The organism is Mesobacterium pallidum (genome assembly GCF_019966535.1).
GTDB lineage: Bacteria > Pseudomonadota > Alphaproteobacteria > Rhodobacterales > Rhodobacteraceae > Mesobacterium > Mesobacterium pallidum.
On the sequence record NZ_JAIMID010000036.1, the window covers coordinates 1 to 22007 of the forward strand.

The 22007-nt window shown below is 67.6% G+C and carries 26 protein-coding genes; 12 read left to right on the top strand and 14 right to left on the bottom strand.

What is annotated here, in order from left to right; all coding sequences use genetic code 11:
• Positions 1 to 253 precede the first annotated feature (253 nt).
• Positions 254 to 853: an MOSC domain-containing protein gene (locus MF270_RS26950; RefSeq protein ID WP_238368722.1), complete on the bottom strand. Its 600-nt coding sequence runs from the start codon at positions 851 to 853 to the stop codon at positions 254 to 256.
• Between the two features lie 165 nt (positions 854 to 1018).
• On the opposite strand from MF270_RS26950, the gene MF270_RS26955 reads away from it, so the two are divergent.
• The gene (locus tag MF270_RS26955; protein ID WP_238368723.1) at positions 1019 to 1201 is read left to right on the top strand and encodes a CTP synthetase; all 183 of its coding nucleotides are present in this window, start codon (positions 1019 to 1021) and stop codon (positions 1199 to 1201) included.
• A gap of 63 nt (positions 1202 to 1264) precedes the next feature.
• The gene (locus tag MF270_RS26960) at positions 1265 to 2032 is read left to right on the top strand and encodes a class I SAM-dependent methyltransferase (protein WP_238368724.1); all 768 of its coding nucleotides are present in this window, start codon (positions 1265 to 1267) and stop codon (positions 2030 to 2032) included.
• Between the two features lie 60 nt (positions 2033 to 2092).
• On the opposite strand, the gene ftsH is transcribed toward MF270_RS26960, so the two are convergent.
• The 4 genes from ftsH to pal form a co-directional block, all read right to left on the bottom strand.
• Positions 2093 to 4006, bottom strand: coding sequence for an ATP-dependent zinc metalloprotease FtsH (gene ftsH, locus MF270_RS26965; RefSeq protein ID WP_238368725.1), 1914 nt, complete (start codon positions 4004 to 4006; stop codon positions 2093 to 2095).
• Positions 4007 to 4082: 76 nt separating this feature from the next.
• Positions 4083 to 5360: a tRNA lysidine(34) synthetase TilS gene (gene tilS, locus MF270_RS26970; RefSeq protein ID WP_238368726.1), complete on the bottom strand. Its 1278-nt coding sequence runs from the start codon at positions 5358 to 5360 to the stop codon at positions 4083 to 4085.
• Positions 5357 to 6178 (bottom strand): tol-pal system protein YbgF, encoded by an 822-nt coding sequence (gene ybgF, locus MF270_RS26975; RefSeq protein WP_238368727.1) that lies wholly within the window; start codon positions 6176 to 6178, stop codon positions 5357 to 5359. The genes tilS and ybgF overlap by 4 nt, the downstream gene beginning before the upstream one ends.
• A gap of 26 nt (positions 6179 to 6204) precedes the next feature.
• Positions 6205 to 6738 carry a peptidoglycan-associated lipoprotein Pal gene (gene pal, locus MF270_RS26980; RefSeq protein WP_238368728.1) on the bottom strand — a complete coding sequence of 178 codons (534 nt, stop codon included), beginning with the start codon at positions 6736 to 6738 and terminating at the stop codon, positions 6205 to 6207.
• A 260-nt stretch (positions 6739 to 6998) separates the two neighbouring features.
• Here pal and MF270_RS26985 point away from each other — a divergent pair, with 260 nt between their 5' ends.
• Together MF270_RS26985 and MF270_RS26990 are read left to right on the top strand one after the other, a co-directional pair.
• Positions 6999 to 7709, top strand: coding sequence for an AzlC family ABC transporter permease (locus tag MF270_RS26985; RefSeq protein WP_238368729.1), 711 nt, complete (start codon positions 6999 to 7001; stop codon positions 7707 to 7709).
• Entirely contained in the window at positions 7706 to 8032 is a 327-nt protein-coding gene (locus MF270_RS26990) for an AzlD domain-containing protein (protein WP_238368730.1), read from the top strand. Before MF270_RS26985 ends, MF270_RS26990 begins: the two co-directional genes overlap by 4 nt.
• A gap of 3 nt (positions 8033 to 8035) precedes the next feature.
• On the opposite strand, the gene MF270_RS26995 is transcribed toward MF270_RS26990, so the two are convergent.
• From MF270_RS26995 to MF270_RS27015, 5 genes are all read right to left on the bottom strand, one after another.
• Complete coding sequence (locus MF270_RS26995) at positions 8036 to 8662, bottom strand: hypothetical protein (protein WP_238368731.1); 627 nt, start codon at positions 8660 to 8662, stop codon at positions 8036 to 8038.
• A 56-nt stretch (positions 8663 to 8718) separates the two neighbouring features.
• Positions 8719 to 8853 carry an aa3-type cytochrome c oxidase subunit IV gene (locus MF270_RS27000; RefSeq protein WP_238368732.1) on the bottom strand — a complete coding sequence of 45 codons (135 nt, stop codon included), beginning with the start codon at positions 8851 to 8853 and terminating at the stop codon, positions 8719 to 8721.
• A 91-nt stretch (positions 8854 to 8944) separates the two neighbouring features.
• A complete protein-coding gene (locus tag MF270_RS27005) occupies positions 8945 to 9412 on the bottom strand; it encodes a DUF6173 family protein (protein ID WP_238368733.1) in 468 nt (155 codons plus the stop codon).
• Entirely contained in the window at positions 9390 to 10433 is a 1044-nt protein-coding gene (locus MF270_RS27010) for an MBL fold metallo-hydrolase (protein WP_238368734.1), read from the bottom strand. The genes MF270_RS27005 and MF270_RS27010 overlap by 23 nt, the downstream gene beginning before the upstream one ends.
• Positions 10430 to 12148 (bottom strand): acyl-CoA dehydrogenase, encoded by a 1719-nt coding sequence (locus MF270_RS27015; RefSeq protein ID WP_238368735.1) that lies wholly within the window; start codon positions 12146 to 12148, stop codon positions 10430 to 10432. The genes MF270_RS27010 and MF270_RS27015 overlap by 4 nt, the downstream gene beginning before the upstream one ends.
• Before the next feature lie 132 nt (positions 12149 to 12280).
• Here MF270_RS27015 and MF270_RS27020 point away from each other — a divergent pair, with 132 nt between their 5' ends.
• Entirely contained in the window at positions 12281 to 13237 is a 957-nt protein-coding gene (locus MF270_RS27020; protein WP_238368757.1) for an L-threonylcarbamoyladenylate synthase, read from the top strand.
• Here the strand turns inward: MF270_RS27020 and MF270_RS27025 are convergent.
• A complete protein-coding gene (locus MF270_RS27025) occupies positions 13234 to 13758 on the bottom strand; it encodes an acyloxyacyl hydrolase (protein ID WP_238368736.1) in 525 nt (174 codons plus the stop codon). The two genes, MF270_RS27020 and MF270_RS27025, sit on opposite strands and share 4 nt — an antisense overlap.
• A gap of 312 nt (positions 13759 to 14070) precedes the next feature.
• Here MF270_RS27025 and MF270_RS27030 point away from each other — a divergent pair, with 312 nt between their 5' ends.
• Genes MF270_RS27030 through kdsA form a run of 3 tightly spaced genes read left to right on the top strand, consistent with a single transcriptional unit; the run spans position 14071 to position 17364 of the window.
• Positions 14071 to 14730: an ABC transporter ATP-binding protein gene (locus MF270_RS27030; RefSeq protein ID WP_238368737.1), complete on the top strand. Its 660-nt coding sequence runs from the start codon at positions 14071 to 14073 to the stop codon at positions 14728 to 14730.
• Entirely contained in the window at positions 14708 to 16483 is a 1776-nt protein-coding gene (locus MF270_RS27035) for a KpsE/RkpR family capsule polysaccharide export protein (protein ID WP_238368738.1), read from the top strand. Before MF270_RS27030 ends, MF270_RS27035 begins: the two co-directional genes overlap by 23 nt.
• 47 nt (positions 16484 to 16530) lie before the next feature.
• Positions 16531 to 17364 (top strand): 3-deoxy-8-phosphooctulonate synthase, encoded by an 834-nt coding sequence (gene kdsA / locus MF270_RS27040; RefSeq protein ID WP_238368739.1) that lies wholly within the window; start codon positions 16531 to 16533, stop codon positions 17362 to 17364.
• Between the two features lie 273 nt (positions 17365 to 17637).
• Here kdsA and MF270_RS27045 read toward each other — a convergent pair whose 3' ends face one another.
• Positions 17638 to 18396, bottom strand: a complete 759-nt coding sequence (locus MF270_RS27045; protein ID WP_238368740.1) for a DUF1013 domain-containing protein — start codon at positions 18394 to 18396, stop codon at positions 17638 to 17640.
• Positions 18397 to 18533: 137 nt separating this feature from the next.
• Between MF270_RS27045 and MF270_RS27050 the strand changes: the two genes are divergently transcribed.
• From MF270_RS27050 to MF270_RS27060, 3 genes are all read left to right on the top strand, one after another.
• Complete coding sequence (locus tag MF270_RS27050) at positions 18534 to 19172, top strand: ribonuclease T2 family protein (RefSeq protein WP_238368741.1); 639 nt, start codon at positions 18534 to 18536, stop codon at positions 19170 to 19172.
• Positions 19173 to 19234: 62 nt separating this feature from the next.
• Positions 19235 to 19687 carry a hypothetical protein gene (locus MF270_RS27055; RefSeq protein WP_238368742.1) on the top strand — a complete coding sequence of 151 codons (453 nt, stop codon included), beginning with the start codon at positions 19235 to 19237 and terminating at the stop codon, positions 19685 to 19687.
• Complete coding sequence (locus MF270_RS27060; protein WP_238368743.1) at positions 19677 to 20015, top strand: hypothetical protein; 339 nt, start codon at positions 19677 to 19679, stop codon at positions 20013 to 20015. The genes MF270_RS27055 and MF270_RS27060 overlap by 11 nt, the downstream gene beginning before the upstream one ends.
• Here MF270_RS27060 and MF270_RS27065 read toward each other — a convergent pair.
• A complete protein-coding gene (locus MF270_RS27065; protein ID WP_238368744.1) occupies positions 20012 to 20989 on the bottom strand; it encodes an NAD(P)H-quinone oxidoreductase in 978 nt (325 codons plus the stop codon). The two genes, MF270_RS27060 and MF270_RS27065, sit on opposite strands and share 4 nt — an antisense overlap.
• Complete coding sequence (locus tag MF270_RS27070) at positions 20986 to 21678, bottom strand: COQ9 family protein (protein ID WP_238368745.1); 693 nt, start codon at positions 21676 to 21678, stop codon at positions 20986 to 20988. The genes MF270_RS27065 and MF270_RS27070 overlap by 4 nt, the downstream gene beginning before the upstream one ends.
• 114 nt (positions 21679 to 21792) lie before the next feature.
• Between MF270_RS27070 and rpsU the strand changes: the two genes are divergently transcribed.
• On the top strand, positions 21793 to 21999 hold the full coding sequence (gene rpsU / locus MF270_RS27075; RefSeq protein WP_008207378.1) for a 30S ribosomal protein S21: 207 nt from the start codon (positions 21793 to 21795) through the stop codon (positions 21997 to 21999).
• Positions 22000 to 22007: the final 8 nt, after the last annotated feature.

Below are 22007 nucleotides of genomic sequence, written 5' to 3' on the forward strand. Positions count from 1 at the left end.
CTTCGCCCCGATCTCCTGGATCGGACGCTTCACCGCCTCACGCGCAATCTCGATGTCAGACTTAATGCTCATGGTCTCTCCTCCAGACATGACGCCGGCCCGCGGCTGATGCGGGGGCCATTTCGGCCGCATGTATACAAACGCCCACAACCCGGCGGCGCTGCAATTCCGACCATCGGGACGGAAATTGCGGCGGCGACGGTGCCGTATGGAAACGCTTGTATCCGATCGGAAACAGGCGGGGCGGATCGGATCAGGCCCGCGCCTCGGCCAGGTAGTCCCAGGCGCGCTGGTCCGGCACATGCAGGCGCATGGTATCGCCGAGCCGCAGCTTGCCCGGCCGCTCGACCCAGGCGGTGACGCCGCGCAGCCCCTCGGCGGCGGGTTTGAAGCGGCGGCCGAGGTCGCGGTCATGCTGCGCGATGGTCTTGGCGGGCAGTTGGCAGGGGCGGTTCTCCATGTCCACCACAAGCGTCACGCCATCGGGCCCCTGCAGGCGGGACGAGGGCGGCAGATGTGTGAAATCCGGGATCCCGTCCAGCACGACCGAGGCGCCCAGCCAGGCCGGGTCGAGCCGATCAGTCTCCATCCGCTGGGCGATCAGCGCCAGTTCCTCGGCCGAGAGCAGGCTCAGCTGGCGCACGTTGGCGATCTCGGTATTGCGGGGGTGCTGCGACAGCACCCGGCTGCACGAGGGCCGGGTGCGGCCGGCGTGGACCTCGCCCGCCATCCCGCCGAACTCCAGCGCCATCTCATTGAGCGCCAAGGTCTCGATCTCGTCCGCGTCGCGATGCGGCACCCGGCCAAGCCAGGTGATCCGCGCCTCGAACCTCGTGGGTTTCAGTGCCGGCATTTCGGTCCCCTTGTATCAATGGGCGCATATGGCCGCGCCTTCGGGGCAAAGGCAATCCGGCGCCTGCGGGATGTGACGCATCTGAAATGCACCCGCTTGAGGCAGATCAAGGTGGATCACATGGCGCTCATGGAATGTATGCGCAGCAGAAGAAAGGACCGCTCCGTGTACCGCCTTGCCCTGCTCTTGCACATCTTCATCGGCGCGACGCTCGCCGGCACCGGCGTGATCGTCGCGCTGGTCATCGGCAAGGACACGCTGGCGCCGATCCTCGTCGCCGCGCTGCTCGGGTTTGTCCTGTCGATCCCGGCCAGCTTCCTCGTCGCCAAGCGGCTCAGCGACGGCTGACGGGCTGGCCCGACCGGCCTGGTTGTGGCACCCTCGCGCCAAACGTGTCGCGAGGGACTGATCATGTCGGATCATGTGGACATCAACCGGGACTACTGGGACGGGATCGCGCCCGACTGGGCGCAGGGGGGCGAACACGCCTGGGCACAGGAGGAGGCGCGTTGGGGCGTCTGGAACCTGCCCGAGGCCGAACTGGCGCTACTGCCTGCGGACATGACCGGTATGGACGCGGTCGAGCTGGGCTGCGGCACGGGCTACGTCTCGGCCTGGATGGCGCGGCGGGGGGCGCGGGTAACGGGGCTCGACGTGTCCGAGGTGCAGCTTGAGACCGCGCGGCGGATGAACGACCGCACCGGGGCCGGCATCACCTTTCTGACCGGCGACGCGGAACGCACGGGGCTGCCGGATGCGTCCTTCGACTTTGCCATCTCGGAATACGGCGCAGCGATCTGGTGCGACCCCGAGATCTGGCTGCGCGAGGCCTGGCGCCTGCTGCGCCCGGGCGGAGAGCTGGTGTTCCTGGGCACCCATCCCATGATGATCCTTTGCAGCCCGCTGACCGGCGCCCCGGCCGAGCGGGCGCTGCATCGCCCCCTGCGAGGCCTCAAGGGGGCCGACTGGACGAATGTGGAGATCGAGCCGGCGGGGGTGGAGTTCAACCTCAGCCATTCCGGCTGGCACAGGCTGTTCGCCGAGATCGGGTTCGGGGTCGTCCGCTATCTCGAGCTGTTCGGCCCCAAGGGCGGCACGCCGTTCAGCATCGACGTGGCGCCGGACTGGGGGCACGACTACCCGATCGAACAGGTCTGGCACCTGCGCAAGCCCGCCTGAGCGGCAACGAAAAAGGCGCACCCGGTGGGGTGCGCTTTTCCTGTTCCCGAAGCCGGCCGATCAGGCCGAAGGTTCCGGCTCCATCGGGCCCGTGGGCTTGGATTTCGGCTTGGTCTTGGGGATCGCCGTGACCGAGGGCGCATTGCCCGAAGGCGTGTCCTCGTCCTCGCCCTTGGCGGGTTGGGGCGGCTCGCCGCGCATCACGCGCGCGATTTCTTCGCCGGTCAGGGTCTCGTATTCCAGTAGACCCTGCGCCAGCCGTTCCCATTCCTCGTGCTTCTCGGTCAGGATGCGGTAGGCGGTGTCGTAGCCGTCGCGGATGAAGCGTTTCACCTCTTCCTCGATCAGCTCTTTCGTGTGGGCCGAGACCGAGAACCCGGCGGTGTTGCCCTGGTAGCCCTCGTGCGCCTCGGCGTAGTCGATGTCACCGACCTTTTCCGACATGCCCCAGCGCAGCACCATGGCGCGCGCGAGCGCCGATGCCTGCTGGATGTCGCCGGCGGGGCCGTTCGACACGTTCTCTTCGCCGTACTTGATGATCTCGGCAGCCTTGCCGGCCATGGTCATCGCGATCTTCTGTTCGCATTCCGCCTTGTGCCAGTTCAGGCGGTCGATCTCGGGCAGCGAAACCACCATGCCCAGCGCGCCGCCGCGCGGGATGATCGTGGCTTTATAGACCGGGTCGCATTGCGGCAGCGACAGGCCCACCACGGCGTGACCGGCCTCGTGGTAGGCGGTCTTTTCCTTCTGCTCGGGCGTCAGCACCATGGAGCGCCTCTCGGCCCCCATCATGACCTTGTCCTTCGCGTTCTCGAAATCTTCCATCGTCACGAAGCGGCGTCCGACGCGGGCGGCCATCAGCGCGGCCTCGTTCACGAGGTTGGCCAGATCGGCGCCCGAAAAGCCCGGCGTGCCGCGCGCGATGATGCGCAGGTCGACATCCGGCCCCAGCGGGGTCTTGCGGGCATGGACGCCCAGGATCTTCTCGCGGCCCTTGATGTCGGGGTTGCCGACGGTGACCTGACGGTCGAACCGGCCGGGGCGCAGCAGCGCCGGGTCCAGCACGTCTTTCCGGTTGGTCGCGGCGATGATGATGACGCCCTCGTTGGCCTCGAAGCCGTCCATCTCGACCAGAAGCTGGTTCAGCGTCTGTTCGCGTTCGTCGTTGCCCCCGCCGTAGCCCGCGCCTCGGTGCCGGCCCACGGCGTCGATCTCGTCGATGAAGACGATGCAGGGTGCGTTCTTCTTGGCCTGTTCGAACATGTCGCGGACACGGCTCGCGCCGACACCCACGAACATCTCGACGAAGTCCGACCCCGAGATGGTGAAGAAAGGCACGCCCGCCTCGCCCGCGATCGCACGCGCCAGCAGCGTCTTACCGGTGCCCGGAGGGCCCACGAGCAGCGCGCCCTTGGGGATCTTGCCGCCAAGACGGCTGAATTTCTGCGGGTTGCGCAGGAATTCGACGATCTCTTCCAGCTCTTCCTTGGCCTCGTCGATGCCGGCCACGTCATCAAAGGTCACGCGGCCATGCTTTTCGGTCAGCATCTTGGCCTTGGACTTGCCAAAGCCCATGGCGCCGCCACGCCCGCCGCCCTGCATCCGGTTCATGAAGTAGATCCAGACGCCGATCAGCAGCAGGATCGGAACGAGGCTCAGCAAAAAGCCCTGAAAGCCGCTTTGTTCCTGCTTTTCGGCCCGGACCGAGACGCCGTTGTTGATCAGCAGGTCGGTGACTTCGGCGTCCGAGGGCTTGATCGTGTACCAGTCGGTGCCGTCCCCGGTGCGAAAGCGAATCTGTTCCCCATCGACGGTGACGTCGTTGATCCGGTCGCTTTCGACCGCGCCGACGAACTCCGAATAGCTCATCTCGCGGCTCTGCATCGTCGGATTGTTCCCGTTGAACATCGTGAAGAGCGCGAAGATCAGCAGGAACAGGACAAGCCAGAAGGCCAGATTGCGTGCGTTGCCCAAGGTGGATCTCCCATTACGGTGCTGCCGCGAGCGGAGCGGCAGTGTTCTGCCTAAAATAGGGATGTATGGCGCGGGTTCAATGCGTATCGAGGTGTTCGCGATAATCCGCGACAATCAGCCGGGCCTCGCTGCCGTTTGTCTGGCCGGCCAGGGGGGCCGCAACCAGCCAGTCGCCGCGCCACAGGCCCGGTGTCGGCAACAGCACCCGGCGCGGCACGCCGAGGTCCCGCCAGCCGGCCAGTTGTTTCAGCCCCTCGGGGCCCAGCGCGCGCACCTCGCATCCCTCCGGGCCGCCGGTGACGATCCAGCGGCCATCCCACGGCTCGCCCTTCTGCGCCGGGGGCGCCCGGCGCGCGGCCTCGTATTCACGCGCGAACCAGACGCGGCTCTGCGCCTGCCAGGCGATGACACCGCCCAGGGTCCGGGGGCGCGCCATGTCACCGCCCAGGCCCAGGCCCATCTCGAACGGGGGCAGTGCCGTGGCGCGGGGCGGCTTGCCGCCGATCCAGGTGATCACGGCGGTCAACATCCGGCGCTGCACCTCGACCTGGTGAAACCGGAACTCGCGCAGTGTCATCGACAGGGCGCCCCGGTCGATCTGCCCCTGCCCGTCCAGCTCGGCCCTGGTGGCACAGCGGAGAAAGGCGTTTTCCATGTGAAGGTTGTGGGCCACGGCCGACAGCACCTCTGCGTCGATGCCCAGCGGCGCCAGCGCGGCCAGCACCTGCCGCGCCTTGACTCGGTCATAGCGCGAATCGTCGTTCGACGGATCGTCCACGTAGGGAATGCCCTTGCGCGCGAGGAACCCGCGCAGCTCGGCCCGCGTCACCTGCAGCAGAGGGCGGACAAAGGTCATGCCCTCGCGCTCCACGCGCTGCATCATGCCGCGCAGCCCATCGCTGCCCGACTGCCGGGCAAGCCGCATCAGGAAGGTTTCGGCTTGGTCGTCCTTGGTATGGCCCAGGCAGACCGCGTCCAGCCCCCGCGCCCGCGCCCAACCGGCGATCAGGCCGTAGCGCCCCTCGCGCGCGGCGTTTTGAAGGTTGCCCTGCCCGTCCCAGGACCAGTGCAGCGTCTCGTGCGGGATGCGGCGGGTTTCGCAGAATTCGGCGACCATGGCCGCCTCCTGCACCGCCTCCTCGCGCAGGCCATGGTCGACCGTCACCGCCTCGATCCGCACGCGGGCGCCAAAGGCCCAGTGCTGCATGAGGTCGAGCAGCGCCATGCTGTCGCCTCCGCCCGAGACGGCGACGCCGATGGCCTTGACCTTGCCCGAGACAAAGGGCCAGCGCACCAGGTGATACAGCATGGCATCCAGCGCGGCATCGTCGGCCGCGTCCGGGTCTTCGGTCACGGGCAGGACAGCGTCTGCCGCGCCGATTGCGCCTGTGCGACCTCTTCGGAGCCGGGATAGCGCACCTCGACCTGGCCGAACATCTGGCAAGCGGCCTCGCGCTGGCCCAGCGCGTCCAGGGCGCGCCCCAGCTTGTAAAGCGCGGTCGAGGCGACATCCGAGCCCGGGTTGCCGGAATAGCTGTCCAGATAGGCCTGTGCGGCCGCCTTCATCTCTCCGGCGCCTTCCAGCGCCTCGCCACGTCGCAGCTGCGCCTCGGCCTCTAGCGGAGAGCCGGGGTAGGTCTGGACATAGGCCGCAAACTGGTCCGCGGCGCCGCGAAAGTCACCGGAGGCGAGCGCCTCCGACGCCCGCCGGTAGTCTGCCTCTTCGCCCACGGCCATCTGCACGCCGTCGCCACCGTTGTCCACGGGCTGGGCGGCCGCCGGCGCCGGGCCGGGCTGCACGCCGCCCAGGGTCGTCGTCTCGCCCAGCTTGGACAGGTCGCCGCCTTCCAGCTCGACCAGGCGGAATTCCAGGTCGCCGATCCGGTTGGTGCCGTCGGTGACCACTTGGTTGATGCGGTATTCCAGCTCTTCGGTCTTGCCGGTCAGGCGCGACAGCTCGGCCTCGATCGCGTTGACGCGGTCGAGCATGGAGCCGGTGCCCGCCCCGGTCGAGGCGCCCCCGGTGGTCGACAGCTCGCGTTTGAGCTGCTGGATCTCGACGTAGAGTACGCTGAGGTCCTGGCGAACATCGGCGAGAGTCTGGGTGCGGTCCTGCGCCAGGGCCGGAAGGGCCAGGGCGCAGGCAAGGACGATGGAAGCGATCAGGCGCAAGGGGGCCTCCCTCCGGTTGGATCGGGTCAGCTGGTCAGGCCGCCGGCGGCGATCACGGTCACGGCGCGGCGGTTCTTGGAATAGCACGCCTCGTCCGAGCAGATCTCGATCGGGCGTTCCTTGCCGTAGCTGACGAATTTCAGGCGGTTGGCGGCGACGCCGCGCGACACGAGGTATTCGTGCACCGCGTTGGCCCGGCGGGCGCCAAGCGCGAGGTTGTATTCCCGCGTGCCCTGCTCGTCCGCGTGGCCTTCGATGATGGCGGTGTAGTCACTGTTGGTCATCAGCCATTGCGCCTGCCCGTCCAGCGTCGCCTGGGCCGAGGCCGAAAGCGACGACTGGTCGACGGCAAAGAGCACGCGGTCGCCGATGGCCTGCTGGAAATAGGCGGGCGAGCGGGGGTCGGATGCAGTGCCGGCGCCCGCGCCGGCCGTGCCGGCGCCGTTCGCGCCGCCCGCGTTCAGGTCGACGTCGTTGCCGGCGCCAAAGCGTCCGTTCTGCGAACAGGCCGCCAGCCCGAGCGCGGCAGTCAGGAATACGGCGCGAGTGAAGAGTTTCATGATGGGCCTCGGTGCTCGATTTATGTCGTTGCGAAGTTTGTCGTTAAGACGTGTTTACCATAGCTTCGGCCCGGTGGGAATCACCCCCGTGGCCCCTGCCGTCACGGGCCCGCCTATCACCGAGCGCGCCGCCGTGGCAGGGGAATTGACGTTGCACACGCGGCTGTGCGCGGCATGGGCCGAAAGATGCCGATGCGGCCGTTGCATCCGGCCGCCCGCGCCCCTAGCGTGCCCCGAAAGTCAGCATGGATGACCTTTTCATGGCGCGAAGTGCAAACCTCAGCTCCTTTCGCAAGGGCGCGATGGCCGGGCTCGCTTTCGGGCTGATCGTCTCGCCCTTCGGCGTGGTTTTCGGCGTGCTGGCGACCGAGGCAGGGCTGGACGTGACTCAGGTGCTGTCCTTTTCGCTGGCCGTGATCGCCGGGGCGGCGCAGCTGACCGCGATCCAGCTGATGGTCGAAGAGGCGCCGACCATCATCATCCTCGCATCGGCGCTGGCGGTGAACCTGCGGCTGGCGATGTATTCGGCCACGCTGGTGCAGCACCTGGGTGACGCGCCGCTGTGGCACCGGGTGTTTTGCAGCTACCTGCTGACCGACCAGAGCTTTGCCATGAGCCTCGACCGCTACGAGCGGCACCCGGAGCTGACGATGGGCGAAAAGCTGGCCTTCTACTACGGCGTGGCGGTGCCGACAGCGATGATCTGGTACGTCAGTTCGCTGGCGGGCGGCCTGATCGGCTCTTCGCTGCCCTCAGGCTACGGGCTGGATTTCGCGATCCCGATCACGTTTCTGGCTCTGGTGACGCCCATGGTCCGGACGCTGAACCACCTCGCCGCGGCCGGCGCGGCCATCGTCGTGGCACTGCTGCTGGCGGGGCTGCCCTACAACCTGGGCCTGCTGGTCGCCGGCCTCGTCGGCATGATGACCGGGGCACAGGTCGAGAAGATGCGCAGCGGAGACACGGCATGACCGGCGATGCACAGATCTGGACGGTGATCGTCGGGCTGGCGACGGCCAGCTTCCTGCTGCGCTTCATCTTCCTCGGCATGGTGGGCAGCCGCGCGCTGCCGCGCTGGCTGATGCGCCATCTGCGCTACACGGGCGTATCGATCATCCCGGCGCTGGTCGCGCCAGCAGTGCTTTGGCCCGCCGCGACCGAGGGGCAGACCGATCCGCTGCGGCTGGCCGCCGCTTTCGCCACCGTCGCGGCCGGGTTCGTGTTCAAGCAGTTCTTTGCCGCCATCGCCGTGGGCGCGGCGGTCATGGCGCTGGGTCTGACCCTGGGTCCGTAAGCCTCAGCGGCCCTGGCTGGCCTTGTACTCGGCCGGGTTCCAGGCGCGCAGCGCGGTTTCCTTGTCGTCGCTGTCGTATTCGTGCAGCACCTGCTCGGACACGCCCGCGATCTTGCGGAATTCCTGCGACAGCTTGACCGGCGAGAACGTCACCGGGATCGACTGGAACCCCGGCAGGTCCTGCAGGATCGACGAGGTGGAATTGGCGCAATAGGCCGGCGCGATCGGTCCCGCCGCCATCGCCTTGCGCAGCGCCAGTTCGGCCACCTCGGGCGAGACCTCGATCTCCTGGATGATGACATGCCAGGTCTCGCGCGCGTGGTAGCGGGTATAGAGATCCTCGATCATCGGGTTGACGCCGAAGATGACGTCGTTCCGCTCGGGGATCTCGGGATGCGACAGCGAACCCGCGGGATCGAAGATCACGCGCTGGCTGCCGTTGATCATCAGAGAGCTGTGCCCGCCGTTCCCCGTGTCGTTGTTGATCATCGTGAACAACGTCAACTTGGCCGGGCCGGGGTCGCGGTAGCGCACCCGTTCCACGGCCTCGTCCGGGGCCCAGACGGCCTCGCCCGCGCAACTGGCCAGGGTCAGGGACAGCGCGATGGCCGTCAGAAGCGGGCGCAGCATGGCATGGCTCCTGCTCGGAGAGGTCGGGACAGGTGGCGTGAAACCGCGACGGGTGCTCAGGCGCCCAGCAGGGCCAGGACGATCACCGCCACGAGGATCGCGATGACCGTACGGATGGTGAACTTGACGAAACCGTCAAAGGTGGCTTCCTGAACCGAAGTGTCCATCTCGCCGTGCTTGTGCTCTGCCATGGGTCTGTCCTTGGGAATTAGCGTTCGCGTCGAACGGGGTGTTAGCCGATTTGCCGGGGCCTGTCACGGGGCTAAGCGCCGCAGGAGCGGCTCAGGCGTCGCCCTTGCCCCCGCCTGCCAGATCGGCCGCCAGCCGAAAACCGATGCGCCGCGGGGCCGGTTCGCCCGAGGGGCGCGGCAGGGCGCGCAGGATCACCGCCAGCTGCGTCACATGCTGGATCAGCTGTGTCCTGGCGCCGCTTTCGTCGACACCGTAGAAGGTCACGATGTCCGGGTCGAAATAGCCCATCCCCTCGATCCGCAGCACGCCCGCGTCGCCCCCGGCAAAGCCCATGGCGACCTCGTGTTCGTTGTCGAGCTGCTTTTCGAAGTTGCGGATGTAGAGGATCAGCCGCTCGTAGGCCCAGCGCGCCGGGCTCTTGTCCGCGTCGATCTCGACCTCGAGCTCCTGCGCCTCGTCCGCCGCCGCGGCGGCGGGATCGGCATGGACCTCGTGGCGGGTCGGAACCTTGGCCGGCGGCTTGGCCGCTGCGGGCTCAGTCGATCCTTTGGTAGACATGGGCGCCGTCCTCTCTCAGCGCGCGCGACACGCGGCCCGTCTGGTAGAGGTGACTCAGGTGGGCGATGGATTCAACCAGGGCCAGCCCGTATTCCGATTCACCGATGCTGCGCTTGAACAGCGGCGGAAAGCATTCGGCCGCGGATTTGGGCGTGTCGAGAAAACCGGCCAGGCGTTTCAGCGCGCCGTGATGGTTGTCGATCAGCTGGCGCATGCGGAACGGCAGGCCTGTGAACGGCAGCTTGTGCCCGCCCAGCACCAGGTGATCGGGCCGGGCCAGCGGCTCCAGCCGCTCACAGCTTTCCAGCCATTCGCCGACCGGGTCCGCCTCGGGCTCGGTCGCGTAGACGCCGATGTTCGAGCTGATGGTCGACAGGATCTGGTCGCCCGACATCACGAGGGTGTCATCGCGGCTCCAGAACGTGGCGTGGCTGGGGGCATGGCCATTGCCGAGGTGCACGTCCCAGTCGCGCCCGCCGATGCGAATCACGTCGCCCTGCCGGATGCGGCGGAAGCCCAGCGGCATTTCATGGCAGATGTCCGAAAAGTTGAGCGGCCGCTCGGCCGCGCGCCGCTCGAAGATGTCGGGCTCCATCCCGGCGCGTTTCCAGAACTCCAGTGTCTCGCGCACCGGCACGGCCTGGGTGTCGAGCGTCAGCATCCGCGCCATCAGCCAGGCGGTGCGGGTCATCCACAGCTCGGCCCCGTGTTCGCGCTGGAACCAGCCGGCAAGGCCCACATGGTCGGGGTGGTGATGGGTCACGATCAGCCGGGTGACCGGCTTGCCGCCCAGGGGGCCGGCCATCAGCTCGCCCCAAAGCGCGCGGGTGCGCGCGGAATCAAAACCCGTGTCGATCACGGTCCAGCTGTCGCCTTCGTCCAGCGCGTAGACGTTGACGTGGTCAAGCTTCATCGGCAACGGCAGGCGCATCCAGAGCACGCCCGGCGCGACCTCTGTCGCCTCGCCCTGCGCCGGCGGTTCGTCCCAGGGATACCGGATGCCGCCGACGGCCATGTTCATGCCACCAGGTCCTCTGCGCCGATGGCGTAAAGATCCGCGGCCCCCTCGCGGGCATGGGCCAGCAGGCCCAGATGCTCGGGCAGCAGGCGTTTCACGTAGAATGTGGCAAGGCGCGTGCGTGCGCCCGCGCCGCCCTCGGCCATGGCGGCGCGCAGGTGGAAATGCGCGCCCAGCACGCGGGCAAAGGCCGACTGGTAGGGCACTGCGCCGGCGAAACGGTCGTTCAACTCGCCCTGCTCGACCAGCCACTCGGTCGTCTCGCGCAGGGTCTCGACCGCGTTGAAGACCGGCTCGGCCAGTGCGGGCAGCGTGCCCTTGGCGGCCTCGGCCCCCGCGACGATCTCGTCCATGAGGGCAAAGGCGGCCTCGCCCCCGTCCATCATCTTGCGCGCGACGAGGTCCATGGCCTGGATGCCGTTGGTGCCCTCGTAGATCGCGGTGACGCGGACGTCGCGGCTGTATTGCGCGGCGCCGGTTTCCTCGATGAAGCCCATGCCGCCATGCACCTGCACGCCCAGCTGCGACACGGCGATGCCGGTGTCGGTGCCGAAACTCTTGGCGATGGGGGTCAGCAGGGCGGCGCGGGCCTGCCACTCGGGCTCTCCGGTGGCGTTGCCCATGTCGAGCGCCACGGCGCAGGCCAGCGCGATGGCGCGGGCGGCGAAGGTGTCGGCCTTCATCGTCGCCAGCATGCGGCGCACGTCGGCATGGTCGATGATCGTGCCGGTGCCGTCGCCCACGGGCGTGCGGCCCTGGCGGCGCTCCTGCGCATAGGCCAGGGCGTGCTGGTAGGCGCCCTCGGCGGCCGAGAGGCCCTGGATGCCGACGCCGAGCCGGGCGTTGTTCATCATGGTGAACATGGTGCGCATGCCGTCATGCGGCGCGCCCACCAGCCAACCGGTGGCGCCGTCGTATTGCATCACGCAGGTCGGCGAGCCATGCAGCCCCATCTTGTGCTCGAGGCTGACCACGCGCAGGCTGTTGCGCTCGCCCGGGTTGCCGTCGGCGTCGGGGATGAACTTGGGCACCATGAAAAGGCTGATGCCCTTGGTCCCCGGCTTGCCATCGGGCAGGCGTGCCAGCACCAGGTGGCAGATGTTTTCCTGGAAATCGTTGTCACCCCAGGAGATGTAGATCTTCTGCCCCGACACCGCGTAGGTGCCATCCCCGTTCGGCACCGCCTTCGAGCTGAGCGCGCCCACGTCCGAGCCCGCTTGCGGCTCGGTCAGGTTCATGGTGCCGGCCCATTCGCCGGAAATCAGCTTGGGCAGGTAAAGCGCCTTTATCTCGTCGCTGGCATGGTGTTCCAGCGCCTCGATCTGGCCCTGGGTCAGCAGCGGGTTCAATTGCAGCGCCATGCAGGCGCTGCCCATCATCTCGTTCACGGCCGAGGTCACGGCCAGCGGCAGGCCCATGCCGCCGAAGTCCTCGGGCGCCGAGGTCGCAACCCAGCCACCTTCGGCCATGGCCGCATAGGCTTCGGCAAAGCCCTTCGAGGTGCGCACCACGCCGTTCTCAAGCCGCGCGGGGTCGAGGTCGCCGTTGCGGTTGACGGGGTAGAGCACCTCTTCGGCCAGCTTCCCGGCCTCGGTCAGGATCGCTTGCGTCACGTCCGGCGTCGCCTCGGCAAAGCGGTCGGTGGCGGTCACCTGTGCCAGATCGACCACGTGGTCGAGCACGAACTGGATATCGGCGACGGGGGCGCGATAGGGCATGGAAACCTCCTCCTCTTGAACGGTGCCGGGCGGGCGGGGCTTGTCGCGTCCCCGCGCCGGGTGTACGCAAATTCTTCCTGTTTGATATAGGATGGGAAAATCGAGGCCAATGAAAACGCGGCGTAAGTGACCATGTCGGACCGGCGGATCATCGAAACCCTGCGGCTTGCCGCAGACCCGGCCGGGATCGACGCGGCGGCGCAGCTGCTGCGTGCCGGCGGTCTGGTCGCGCTGCCGACCGAGACGGTCTATGGCCTCTGCGCTGACGCGCGCGACGACCGGGCCGTGGCGCGGATCTTCCAGGCGAAGGGGCGGCCGCATTTCAACCCGCTGATCGTGCATGTGCCGGGGCCGGCCGAGGCCGCGCGCTACGTCGCATGGTCCGATGACGCCGACCGGCTTGCGTCTGCCTTCTGGCCCGGGCCGCTGACGCTGGTGCTGCCCCTGCGGGACGGCCACGGCTTGTCGCCGCTGGTGACGGCGGGGCTGGACACGCTGGCCGTGCGCGCCCCCGCCCATCCGCTGATGCGCGACGTGCTGCGGGCCTTCGGCGGGCCGCTGGCGGGGCCGTCGGCCAACCCCTCGGGCCGGATCAGCCCGACCACGGCGGATCACGTCATGGCGGGGCTTGCCAGCCGGATCGAGGCGGTTCTGGACGGCGGCGCCTGCGGCGTGGGGGTGGAAAGCACCATCGTCGGGCTTTTCGATACCCCCACCCTGCTGCGCCCCGGCGGGCTGCCGCGCGAGGCGATCGAGGCCTGCCTGGGCGCCCCCCTCGCCGACCCTGCAGACGGCGGGCCGCTGACGGCGCCAGGCCAGATGACATCGCATTACGCCCCCGGCGCCGCCGTGCGCCTGAACGCGACCGAGTGGCAGGAGGGTGAGCTGCGGCTGGGTTTCGGCGCCGTGGACAGCGACCTGAACCTGTCGCCCTCGGGCGACCTGGTCGAAGCGGCGGCGAACCTGTTCGGCCACCTGCACCGGCTGGACGCGATGGAGGGCGAGCGCATCGCCGTCTCGCCCATCCCCGACACCGGGCTGGGCCAGGCGATCAACGACCGGCTGCGCCGCGCGGCCGCGCCGCGCTAGTTGAGCGGCGCCGAGACCCGGATCTGCACCGTCTCGATGCCGGGGTTCTCCTCGTTGAAGAGGCCGGTGTTCGAGCGGTGGTCATAGCTGAGGCCAAATCGCCAGCCCGACGGGTTCTCGTAGCCGAACTCGATGCCCGACCGGAATTCCACCGGCCCGCCCAGGTCAAAGCCACCGTTGTGGAAATAGAGACCGGGCATGGTGTGCAACTGGGCAAAGAACCGGCTGTCTTCTGGCATCAGGTCATAGGTCGACCCGAAGCCGACCCAGACCTCGTCATTCTCGCCCAGCGACAGGCCGCCGACCATGCCGAAGGGGCCGAGGTTCTTGCCCGTCTCGTAGCGCAGGTAAAGCTCGGCCGCGGGGCGCGCCTGCCGTTCGATCACCTCGCCGGCGGAAAACGACAACCGGCGCTGGCCGTCGGACGGGGCAAGGCAGTCTCCGGCCTGGAAACAGCCGCTTTGACCCATGTCGATCAGGCCGGCAAGCAGCAGGGCTACGGCAAAGGTTCCATCGGCCATGGTCGGTCTCCGTCGGTCTGTCCCGCCGTTCTAGCCAGCGCCTTCCGGCGGGGCAAGCGGCCGCCGGGCCGGCCGGGCGATGCGCACATGGCAGGCGTGCAGACGGGGCACAGTCGGCAGCCACGACCGCCACGGCCGGGAAATGCTTGGGCCGTATCCGGTTAATCGTTTCAGTTCCGTCAACAATTTCGGCAAAACCTTGTCTTATGCCCTGCGGCACGGACATAATGCCGCCCAAGTCCCCTTGTAGGACGGCCTTAACCGTCTTTGAGTAAACCCCGGATGTGCGAGACCCGCACCGGAGCCGTGCGAATGTTGGAATTCGAGAACGTGAGCAAGTCCTTCTGGACCGGCACGCAGCGCAAGGTCATCCTCGACCAGGCGTCGTTCACGGTTAACCTGGGGGAATCGCTCGGCATCCTCGCCCCCAACGGCACGGGCAAGACGACGCTGATCAAGATGATGGCGGGCCTCGAGAAACCCGACGAGGGCGAGATCCGGCGCGGCTGCAAGATCTCATTCCCACTGGGGTTCATGGGCGGAGTGCTGCCCAAGCTCTCGGCCAAGGAAAACAGCCGCTACATCGCGCGGCTCTACGGGCTCGACCCCGATTACGTCGAGGCGTTCTGCCGCTGGCTCTGCGGGCTCGAGGAATATTTCGACCAGCCCCTCGGAACCTACAGCCAGGGCATGAAATCGCGGTTCAGCTTTGCGCTCATGCTGGCGCTGGATTTCGACATGTACCTGATCGACGAAGGCATGCCGTCCTCGACCGACGTTCATTTCAACCGCAAGGCCGGGGAAATCCTGCAGGAACGGCTGCGCACGACCACCATTGTGATCGTGTCGCACCAGGCCAACGTTCTCGAGAAATTCGCGCGCAGGGCGGCCGTGCTCCATTCGGGGCGGCTGACCATGTTCGACAGCCTGGAAGAGGCGAAAGAGCTCTATGACTACGAAACCCAAGGCTAGGAAATTCCGGATCAAGCGCAGCACCCCGCCCGAGGGATCCTCGGCCGCGGCGGCGGCGCAATCCATGACGCCGAAACCTGCCGTGCCGCAGGATGGAACGCCGCGTCCGGCACAGCCCGCACCGCGCCCCGTGTCGCCAGAGCCCGCGCCCAAGCCGGGCGAGGCGCCGAAGCCGTCCAAGAGCTTTACCTCGCCCGCCATGGCCTTTGGCGGCGGCGGCACGCCCATCGGATCGCTGCAATACGGCCAGGTCGCCAGCGCCGACGAGGCCCGCGCCGACAAGAGCATCGACGCCATCCGCCAGGAAGGGCTGACCGGCCGCCAGCTGCGCATGGCCCGCCGGGTGGCGCAGAAGCACGGGTTGCCCGCGACCAGCGATTTCGACGCCGTGCGCCTGCTGCGCGAAAAGGGAATCGACCCGTTCCAGCGCGCCACCACGCTTGAACTGGTGGTCGGGCGGAGCGAGGCCGAGGGCGGCGGCAAGGAACCCCCGTCTTCGGGCAACCAGCTGGTGAAACCGGCCGAGGAACCGGCCCGCCTGCCCCAGACCGTGCCGCAGGGCGGCAACAAGAACCTGCCCTCGACCGAGCAGGTGTCGCCCGCCGAACGGCGCGCCCGCGACATCATGCAGATCCAGCAGGACATCGCCCAGCGCCGCCGCCGCAAGATGGTTCTGCTGATGACGCGGCTGGCCTTCTTCGTCGGGCTGCCGACCATTCTGGCCGGATGGTATTTCTACGTCATGGCGACGCCGATGTACGCCACCAATTCCGAGTTCCTGATCATCAAGAACGAAAGCGCGGGCTCGGCCATGTCGGGCCTGTTCTCGGGCACGCAATTCGCCACGAACCAGGACGCGATCGCGGTGCAAAGCTACCTTGAATCCAAGGATGCCATGCTGCGGCTCGACCAGGACGTCGGCTTCAAGAGCCATTTCACCCAGGACTTCATCGACCCGATCCAGCGCCTGGCCGAGGACCCGACCAACGAACAGGCCTACAAGCTGTACAAGCGCAACATCACCATCGGCTACGACCCGACCGAGGGCGTCGTCAAGATGGAGGTGACCGCCGCCGACCCCGTCGTCGCGGCCGAGTTCTCCCGCGCGCTGATCACCTATGCCGAGGAGCGGGTGGACAACCTGTCCTTCCGCATGCGCGAGAACGCGGTGCAGGATGCGCAGGACCAGCTGGACCTTGCGCAATCGCAGCGCCGCGATGCGCAGGAGACGCTGGTGCGGCTGCAACAAGAGGGGTCCATCCTCGACCCCGAGGGACGCATCGCCGCCCTGCGCAGCCAGATCAACAACGTCGAGGTGCAGCTCCAGGAAAAGCAGCTGACCCTGCAGGCGCTGCTCGACAACGCGCGGCCCAGTTCGGCCCGGGTCGACGGGGCGCGCGGCGACATCCGCCGGCTCGAGGCGCTGCTGGCCCAGCTGAATTCCGAGATGACCAGCGCCAATTCGGGTGAGAATTCGCTGGCGCAGCTGGCCGCCAACATCGCCATGGCCGAATCCGACCTGGCGAACGCGGACCTGATGCTGCAATCGGCGCTGGACCAGTTGCAGGGCGCGCGTCGCGAGGCGAATGCCCAGTCGCGTTACCTGACCACCAGCGTGCAGCCGGTGGCCAGCGAGGACCCGTCCTATCCGCGCAAGTTCGAAAACACGCTCTTGGCCTTCCTGATCTTTTCGGGCATCTACCTGATGATTTCGCTGACGGCCTCGATCCTGCGCGAACAGGTCGCCTCCTGAGCCACCCCGCGCGCGCCCGCCGCGCGCGGCCCGACGGGACACAGACCATGAAGACCATCGACATAGGCGGGCTGCAAGTCGGCAACGACCAGCCCCTGACCGTGATTGCCGGCCCCTGCCAGCTGGAAAGCCTCGACCACGCGCTGATGATCGCCAAGGCGATGAAGACCGCCTGCGCCGCGGCCGGTGCGCAATACGTGTTCAAGGCCAGCTACGACAAGGCCAACCGCACCTCGCTCTCGGGCAAGCGCGGCCTTGGCATGGACGAAGGCCTGCGCGTGCTGGGCGAGGTCAAGGCGCAGCTTGGCGTGCCGGTGCTGACCGACATCCACTCCGAGGCGCAATGCGCCCCCGTGGCCGAGGTCTGCGACATCCTGCAAATCCCCGCGTTCCTGTGCCGCCAGACCGATCTGCTGGTCGCCGCCGGTGAGACGGGCGCGGTGATCAACGTCAAGAAGGGGCAGTTTCTCGCGCCCTGGGACATGCCCAACGTGGTGTCCAAGATCGAGAGCACGGGCAACACCCGCATCCTGCTGACCGAACGCGGCACATCATTCGGCTACAACACGCTGGTCGCCGACATGCGCTCGCTGCCGCAGATGGCCGCGACGGGCTACCCGGTGGTGATGGACGCGACCCATTCGGTGCAACAACCCGGCGGCCAGGGCGGCAGCTCGGGCGGGCAGCGTGAATTCGCGCCCGTGATGGCCCGCGCCGCCGTTTCGCTGGGCGTGGCGGCGGTCTTCATCGAAACGCACGAGGCGCCCGACACGGCCCCCTCGGACGGGCCGAACATGATCCCGCTGGACCAGATGCCGGATCTCGTCGCCACGCTGATGCAGTTCGACGCGCTGGCCAAGGCCAACCCGATCCGGCTCTGAGGCTCGGGCCGCCCCAGCCTCGGCGGCCCCCTTCCATTTCTCCCCAGATACTTGGCGGGCCGTCGGCGTCTCGCCATCGGTCCGAGCACCCGTGACGACGGGCAACGCCGCGATTGTCCACCCACCCCGAATGCAAGAAGGCCCGACCAGCCGGCCGGGCCCCCGCATTCCGCTCTCGCAAGAAGATCTTTCTCACGAAAAGATCTTCGACCCCCCTCGCCCGGCATGTCACGCGCGGGCCGGCAAGATTATTCGTCAGAATAATCTTGCCGCTCAGGGCTGTTCGTCCTCGTCGTCGTCCGACCCGCCGGGCAGGTTGAAGAAGCTGTCGGCGTTCGAGAAATCCTTGCGCGCATCCTCTTCCTCGTCCTCGTCGTCATCGCGCAGCGAGAAGGTCTCGAGACCCTCGATCGCAGTCGGGATTTTCGGCTCGGTCGGCATGTCCAGCGACTGCTCGGTCGACACCAGGCGGCGGCGCTCGTCGTCGGTCATCACCGCACCCTCGGCGGCGCGCTTGGCGGCCGCCTTCTGCACGGCGGCGTCCAGTTCGGACTGCTTGCACAACCCCAGCGCCACCGGGTCGATCGGCTGGATGTTGGCGATGTTCCAGTGGGTCCGCTCGCGGATCGCCTGGATCGTCGGCTTGGTCGTGCCCACCAGCTTGGAGATCTGGCCATCGCTCAGCTCGGGGTGGAACTTGACCAGCCACAGGATCGACGCCGGGCGGTCCTGGCGTTTCGACAGCGGCGTGTAGCGCGGGCCCCGGCGCTTGTCTTCGTCATGGGCGGCCGGGTTGAACTTGAGCCGCAGCCTGTGGCCCGGGTTCTTCTCGGCCACGTCGATCTCTTCCTGGGTCAGCTGGTTGTTGGCGACCGGATCGAAGCCGCGCACGCCGGCGGCCACGTCGCCATCGGCGATGCCCTGGATCTCGAGCTCGTGCATGTCGGTGAATTCGGCGATCTGCCGGAAGCTCAGCGTCGTGTTGTCCACCAGCCAGACAGCGGTCGCCTTGGGGTGCAGCAGTTTGGCCATCGTGTCTCTCCTTGACCTAGGTACATCTTCCCCGTTGCCCGGAAGGGCGGTTCCGGCCGGCGGCCTGGAACAAGTTTCCGATTTCGGGGGAACTTGGCGCGCTGTATAGTGGCAAAGGCCGAACAAGGGAAGTCCCAATGCGTGCACTGCTGATCCTCGCCCTGTTGCTGACCGCCGCCATGGCCCGCGCCGACGGCGAGAAAACCGGAGAGTTCGACTACTGGGTCGCCGCGCTCAGCTGGTCGCCGAACTGGTGCGCGAGCGATCCGGGGCGCGCTGACTCGCCGCAATGTGCGGCGGATGCCGATTACGGCTGGATCCTGCACGGGCTCTGGCCGCAGTACCATCGCGGCTGGCCGGCCTATTGCCCCACAGTTGAACGCGCGCCCTCGCGGGCCATGACCGCCGCCATGGCCGACATCATGGGCACCTCGGGCCTGGCCTGGCACCAGTGGAAGAAACACGGCGTCTGCTCGGGCCTCTCGGCCGGCGATTACTATGCGCTGTCGCGCGAGGTCTACGGGCGCATCAACCGCCCCGAGGTCTTCCGCAAGCTGACCAAGCCCGTCACCTTGCCCGCAAGCGTGGTCGAGGACGCCTTCCTGCAAGCGAACCCCGGCTTCGAGCCGGACATGGTGACGATCACCTGCAAGGACGGTGCGATCCAGGAAACCCGCATCTGCCTGTCGCGCGACGACCTCGCGCCCGTGCCCTGCGGCCGCGACGTGATCAGGGATTGCACGCTGGACAGCGCCCGGTTCGCCCCGATCCCCTGATCTCGGATTTGGCGAAATCTCTGACATGAGGTAACCTTGGCGCGAACAACCCCGGGTCACTCATGTTACCTCGCCTTCGCAACCGGATCGCCATCCTCGCGATTTTCGCCCTCGCCGCCTGCGACCCGCTCATGGCGCCCTATTCGGTCGAGGCCTATCGCATGGCGACCGAGCTCAAGGCGCGGTCATTGGCGCTGGTCGGCAAGTCCAGCGAAAGCTACGCGATGCATGAGGAGACCGCCGAGGCGCTGCTGATCGACATCGACGCCGCCTACGAATACGCGCGCGGCCTGCCACGGAACGAGATCGCGGCAGAGCAATGGCGCATCCTGCGCGACCCGAAGGCGCAGCTCATGGGCGGCTTCGTCGCGCAGTGGCAGCGAAACGGCACGGTCGGCGCCTTCTTCCGGCAGGACAAGGCGCAGCAGATTGGCGCGGCCTTCGACACGATCATCTGCCTTGAGATCAACAAGCGCGCGGCGACCCGCTGCGGGAAAGACACCGATGGCCTTTGACGACACCTGGGACAGTTTCACCGCCCATTTCCGCGAGGGGCTCGAGGTGCTGGTCGCCAATACTTTCGACGATTTCACCGCCCAGGCACAGGAAGACGCCCGCGCCTTCATGATCCGCAGCGAGGCGCAGCTGAAACGCTGGGGCGAGGCCTGGGCCAAGGGCCTGCTCTCCGAAGAGGAGTTCGACTCGCTCGTCACCGGGCAGGCCAGCCTCGCCCGGCTGCACATGCTGACGGCCGCGGGCCTCGCCCAGACCCGGCTGGAGCGGTTCCGCAAGGGCCTGCTGGCCCTCGTTACGGGCTCGATGCGCCGGGCGCTGGGGGTCTAGACCTTCAACACGATCTTGCCGATATGGCCCGACCCCTCCATCCGGGCGTGCGCCTCACTGGCCTTGTCCAGCGGGAATTCGGCATCCATCACCGGGGCCACGGTGCCGGCATCGAGCAGCGGCCAGACATTCTCGCGCAGCGCCTCGGAGATCCGCGCCTTGGCCAGATCACTTTGCGGGCGCAGGGTCGACCCGGTCATGGTCAGGCGCCGCACCATGAGCTGGGCAAAGTTCACCTCGACCACCGGGCTTTGCAGGAACGCGATCTGCACCAGCCGCCCGTCCATCGCCAGCGACTTGAGGTTGCGCGGGATGTAATCCCCGCCCACCATGTCGAGGATCAGGTCCGCGCCGCCTTCGTCCTTGAGGATCTTCACGAAATCCTCGGTCCGGTAGTTGATCGCCCGCTCCGCGCCAAGCTCGACGCAGGCCGCGCATTTCTCGGCCGAGCCGGCGGTGGCAAAGACCCGCGCCCCGAAGTGCCGCGCCAGCTGGATCGCCGTCGTGCCGATCCCGGAGGAGCCACCATGGACCAGGAACAGCTCGCCCGCCTTCAGCCCGCCGCGCTGGAAGACGTTGGAATAGACGGTGAAATAGGTCTCGGGCAGGCAGGCGGCCTCTTTCAGGCCCATGCCCTTGGGGATGGGCAGGCAATGCGCGGCCGGCGTCACCGCGTATTCAGCATAGCCGCCGCCGGGCAGCAGGGCGCAGACCTTGTCGCCGACCTTCAGCCCCTGGACCCCCTCGCCCAGCGCCGCGACCTCGCCCGAGGCTTCCAGCCCCGGCAGGTCCGACGCGGTCGGCGGCGGCGCGTAATTGCCCGCGCGCTGCAGGCAATCGGGGCGGTTCACCCCGGCATAGGCGATCTTGAGCAGGACCTGCCCATGACCCGGCCGCGGCACCTCGCGCTCGGCCGGTTTCAATACCTCCGGCCCGCCCGGTTCGCTGATCTCGATCACGCGCATCATGGTCATCGTGCATCCCCCTGCCAACGGCCCGGCAGGTCGTCCCGCCGTGCGCCCGGCGCCTTGATCCGGTCCAGCAGCTTGCCCGGCCCGGCCATGAAGGCCTTGTGCAACGGGTTGTCCCGCATCTTGGCCTTGAGCGTCTCGAACTGCATCACGCCCTCGATCCGGCGATCGAGGAAGGCCCAGGTGGCCTCGTCCCCCTCGGACTGGTCGCCCAGCCAGTAAAGCACGGTCGCCGAGTAGACCCCCGACAGCGTCATGCGCTTGGTGTACCAGTTGATGTCATCGCTGCTGTCGCCCAGCGCGCGCCAAATCGCATCGGCGGTGTTCCAGATCAGCTTGCCACCCTCTGCCGCGTGCTGCGGCAGGGCGAACAGCGTCGTGGCCCGGCGCACGCTCTCGCGGTCGCCCGCGATCTCGATCCGCAGGCGCACCAGCGCGGCGACCCGGTCACGGTAGCGCATCTCGGACAGTTCCATCTCGGCCGCCCGGCGCATCATCTCGGCATCGCCCGCCTCGTGCGCGGCGACAGCGAGGTCGAGCGCCCCGCGCGGACAGATGGCCCGGGCCAGCGCGGGGTCGATCCCGGTCTCGGCCACGGCCGCGCGAAAGGCGGTCTCGGACCAGCCGTCAAAGGGCACATGCATCCCGATCGCCTCGAGAAGCTGCTGTTTCGGGTCGGTTTCCGCGGTCATGCTGCGGCTCCTTTCGCCATTCCTTCCGGGACTGGACAAGCTAGCCCGGCGCTGCTATATGGCCACCTCCTGCAACTCCTTGCAACTCCAGACCAGAAAGGTGGTGACAACCACATGCAGGTAAGTGTTCGCGACAACAATGTCGATCAGGCGCTCCGTGCCCTGAAGAAGAAGCTGCAGCGCGAAGGCGTGTTCCGTGAAATGAAGCTCAAGCAGCATTTCGAGAAGCCGTCCGAGAAGAAAGCGCGCGAGAAGGCCGAGGCGATTCGCCGGGCTCGCAAGCTGGCACGCAAGAAAGCCCAGCGCGAAGGGATGCTTTAAGCACCTCT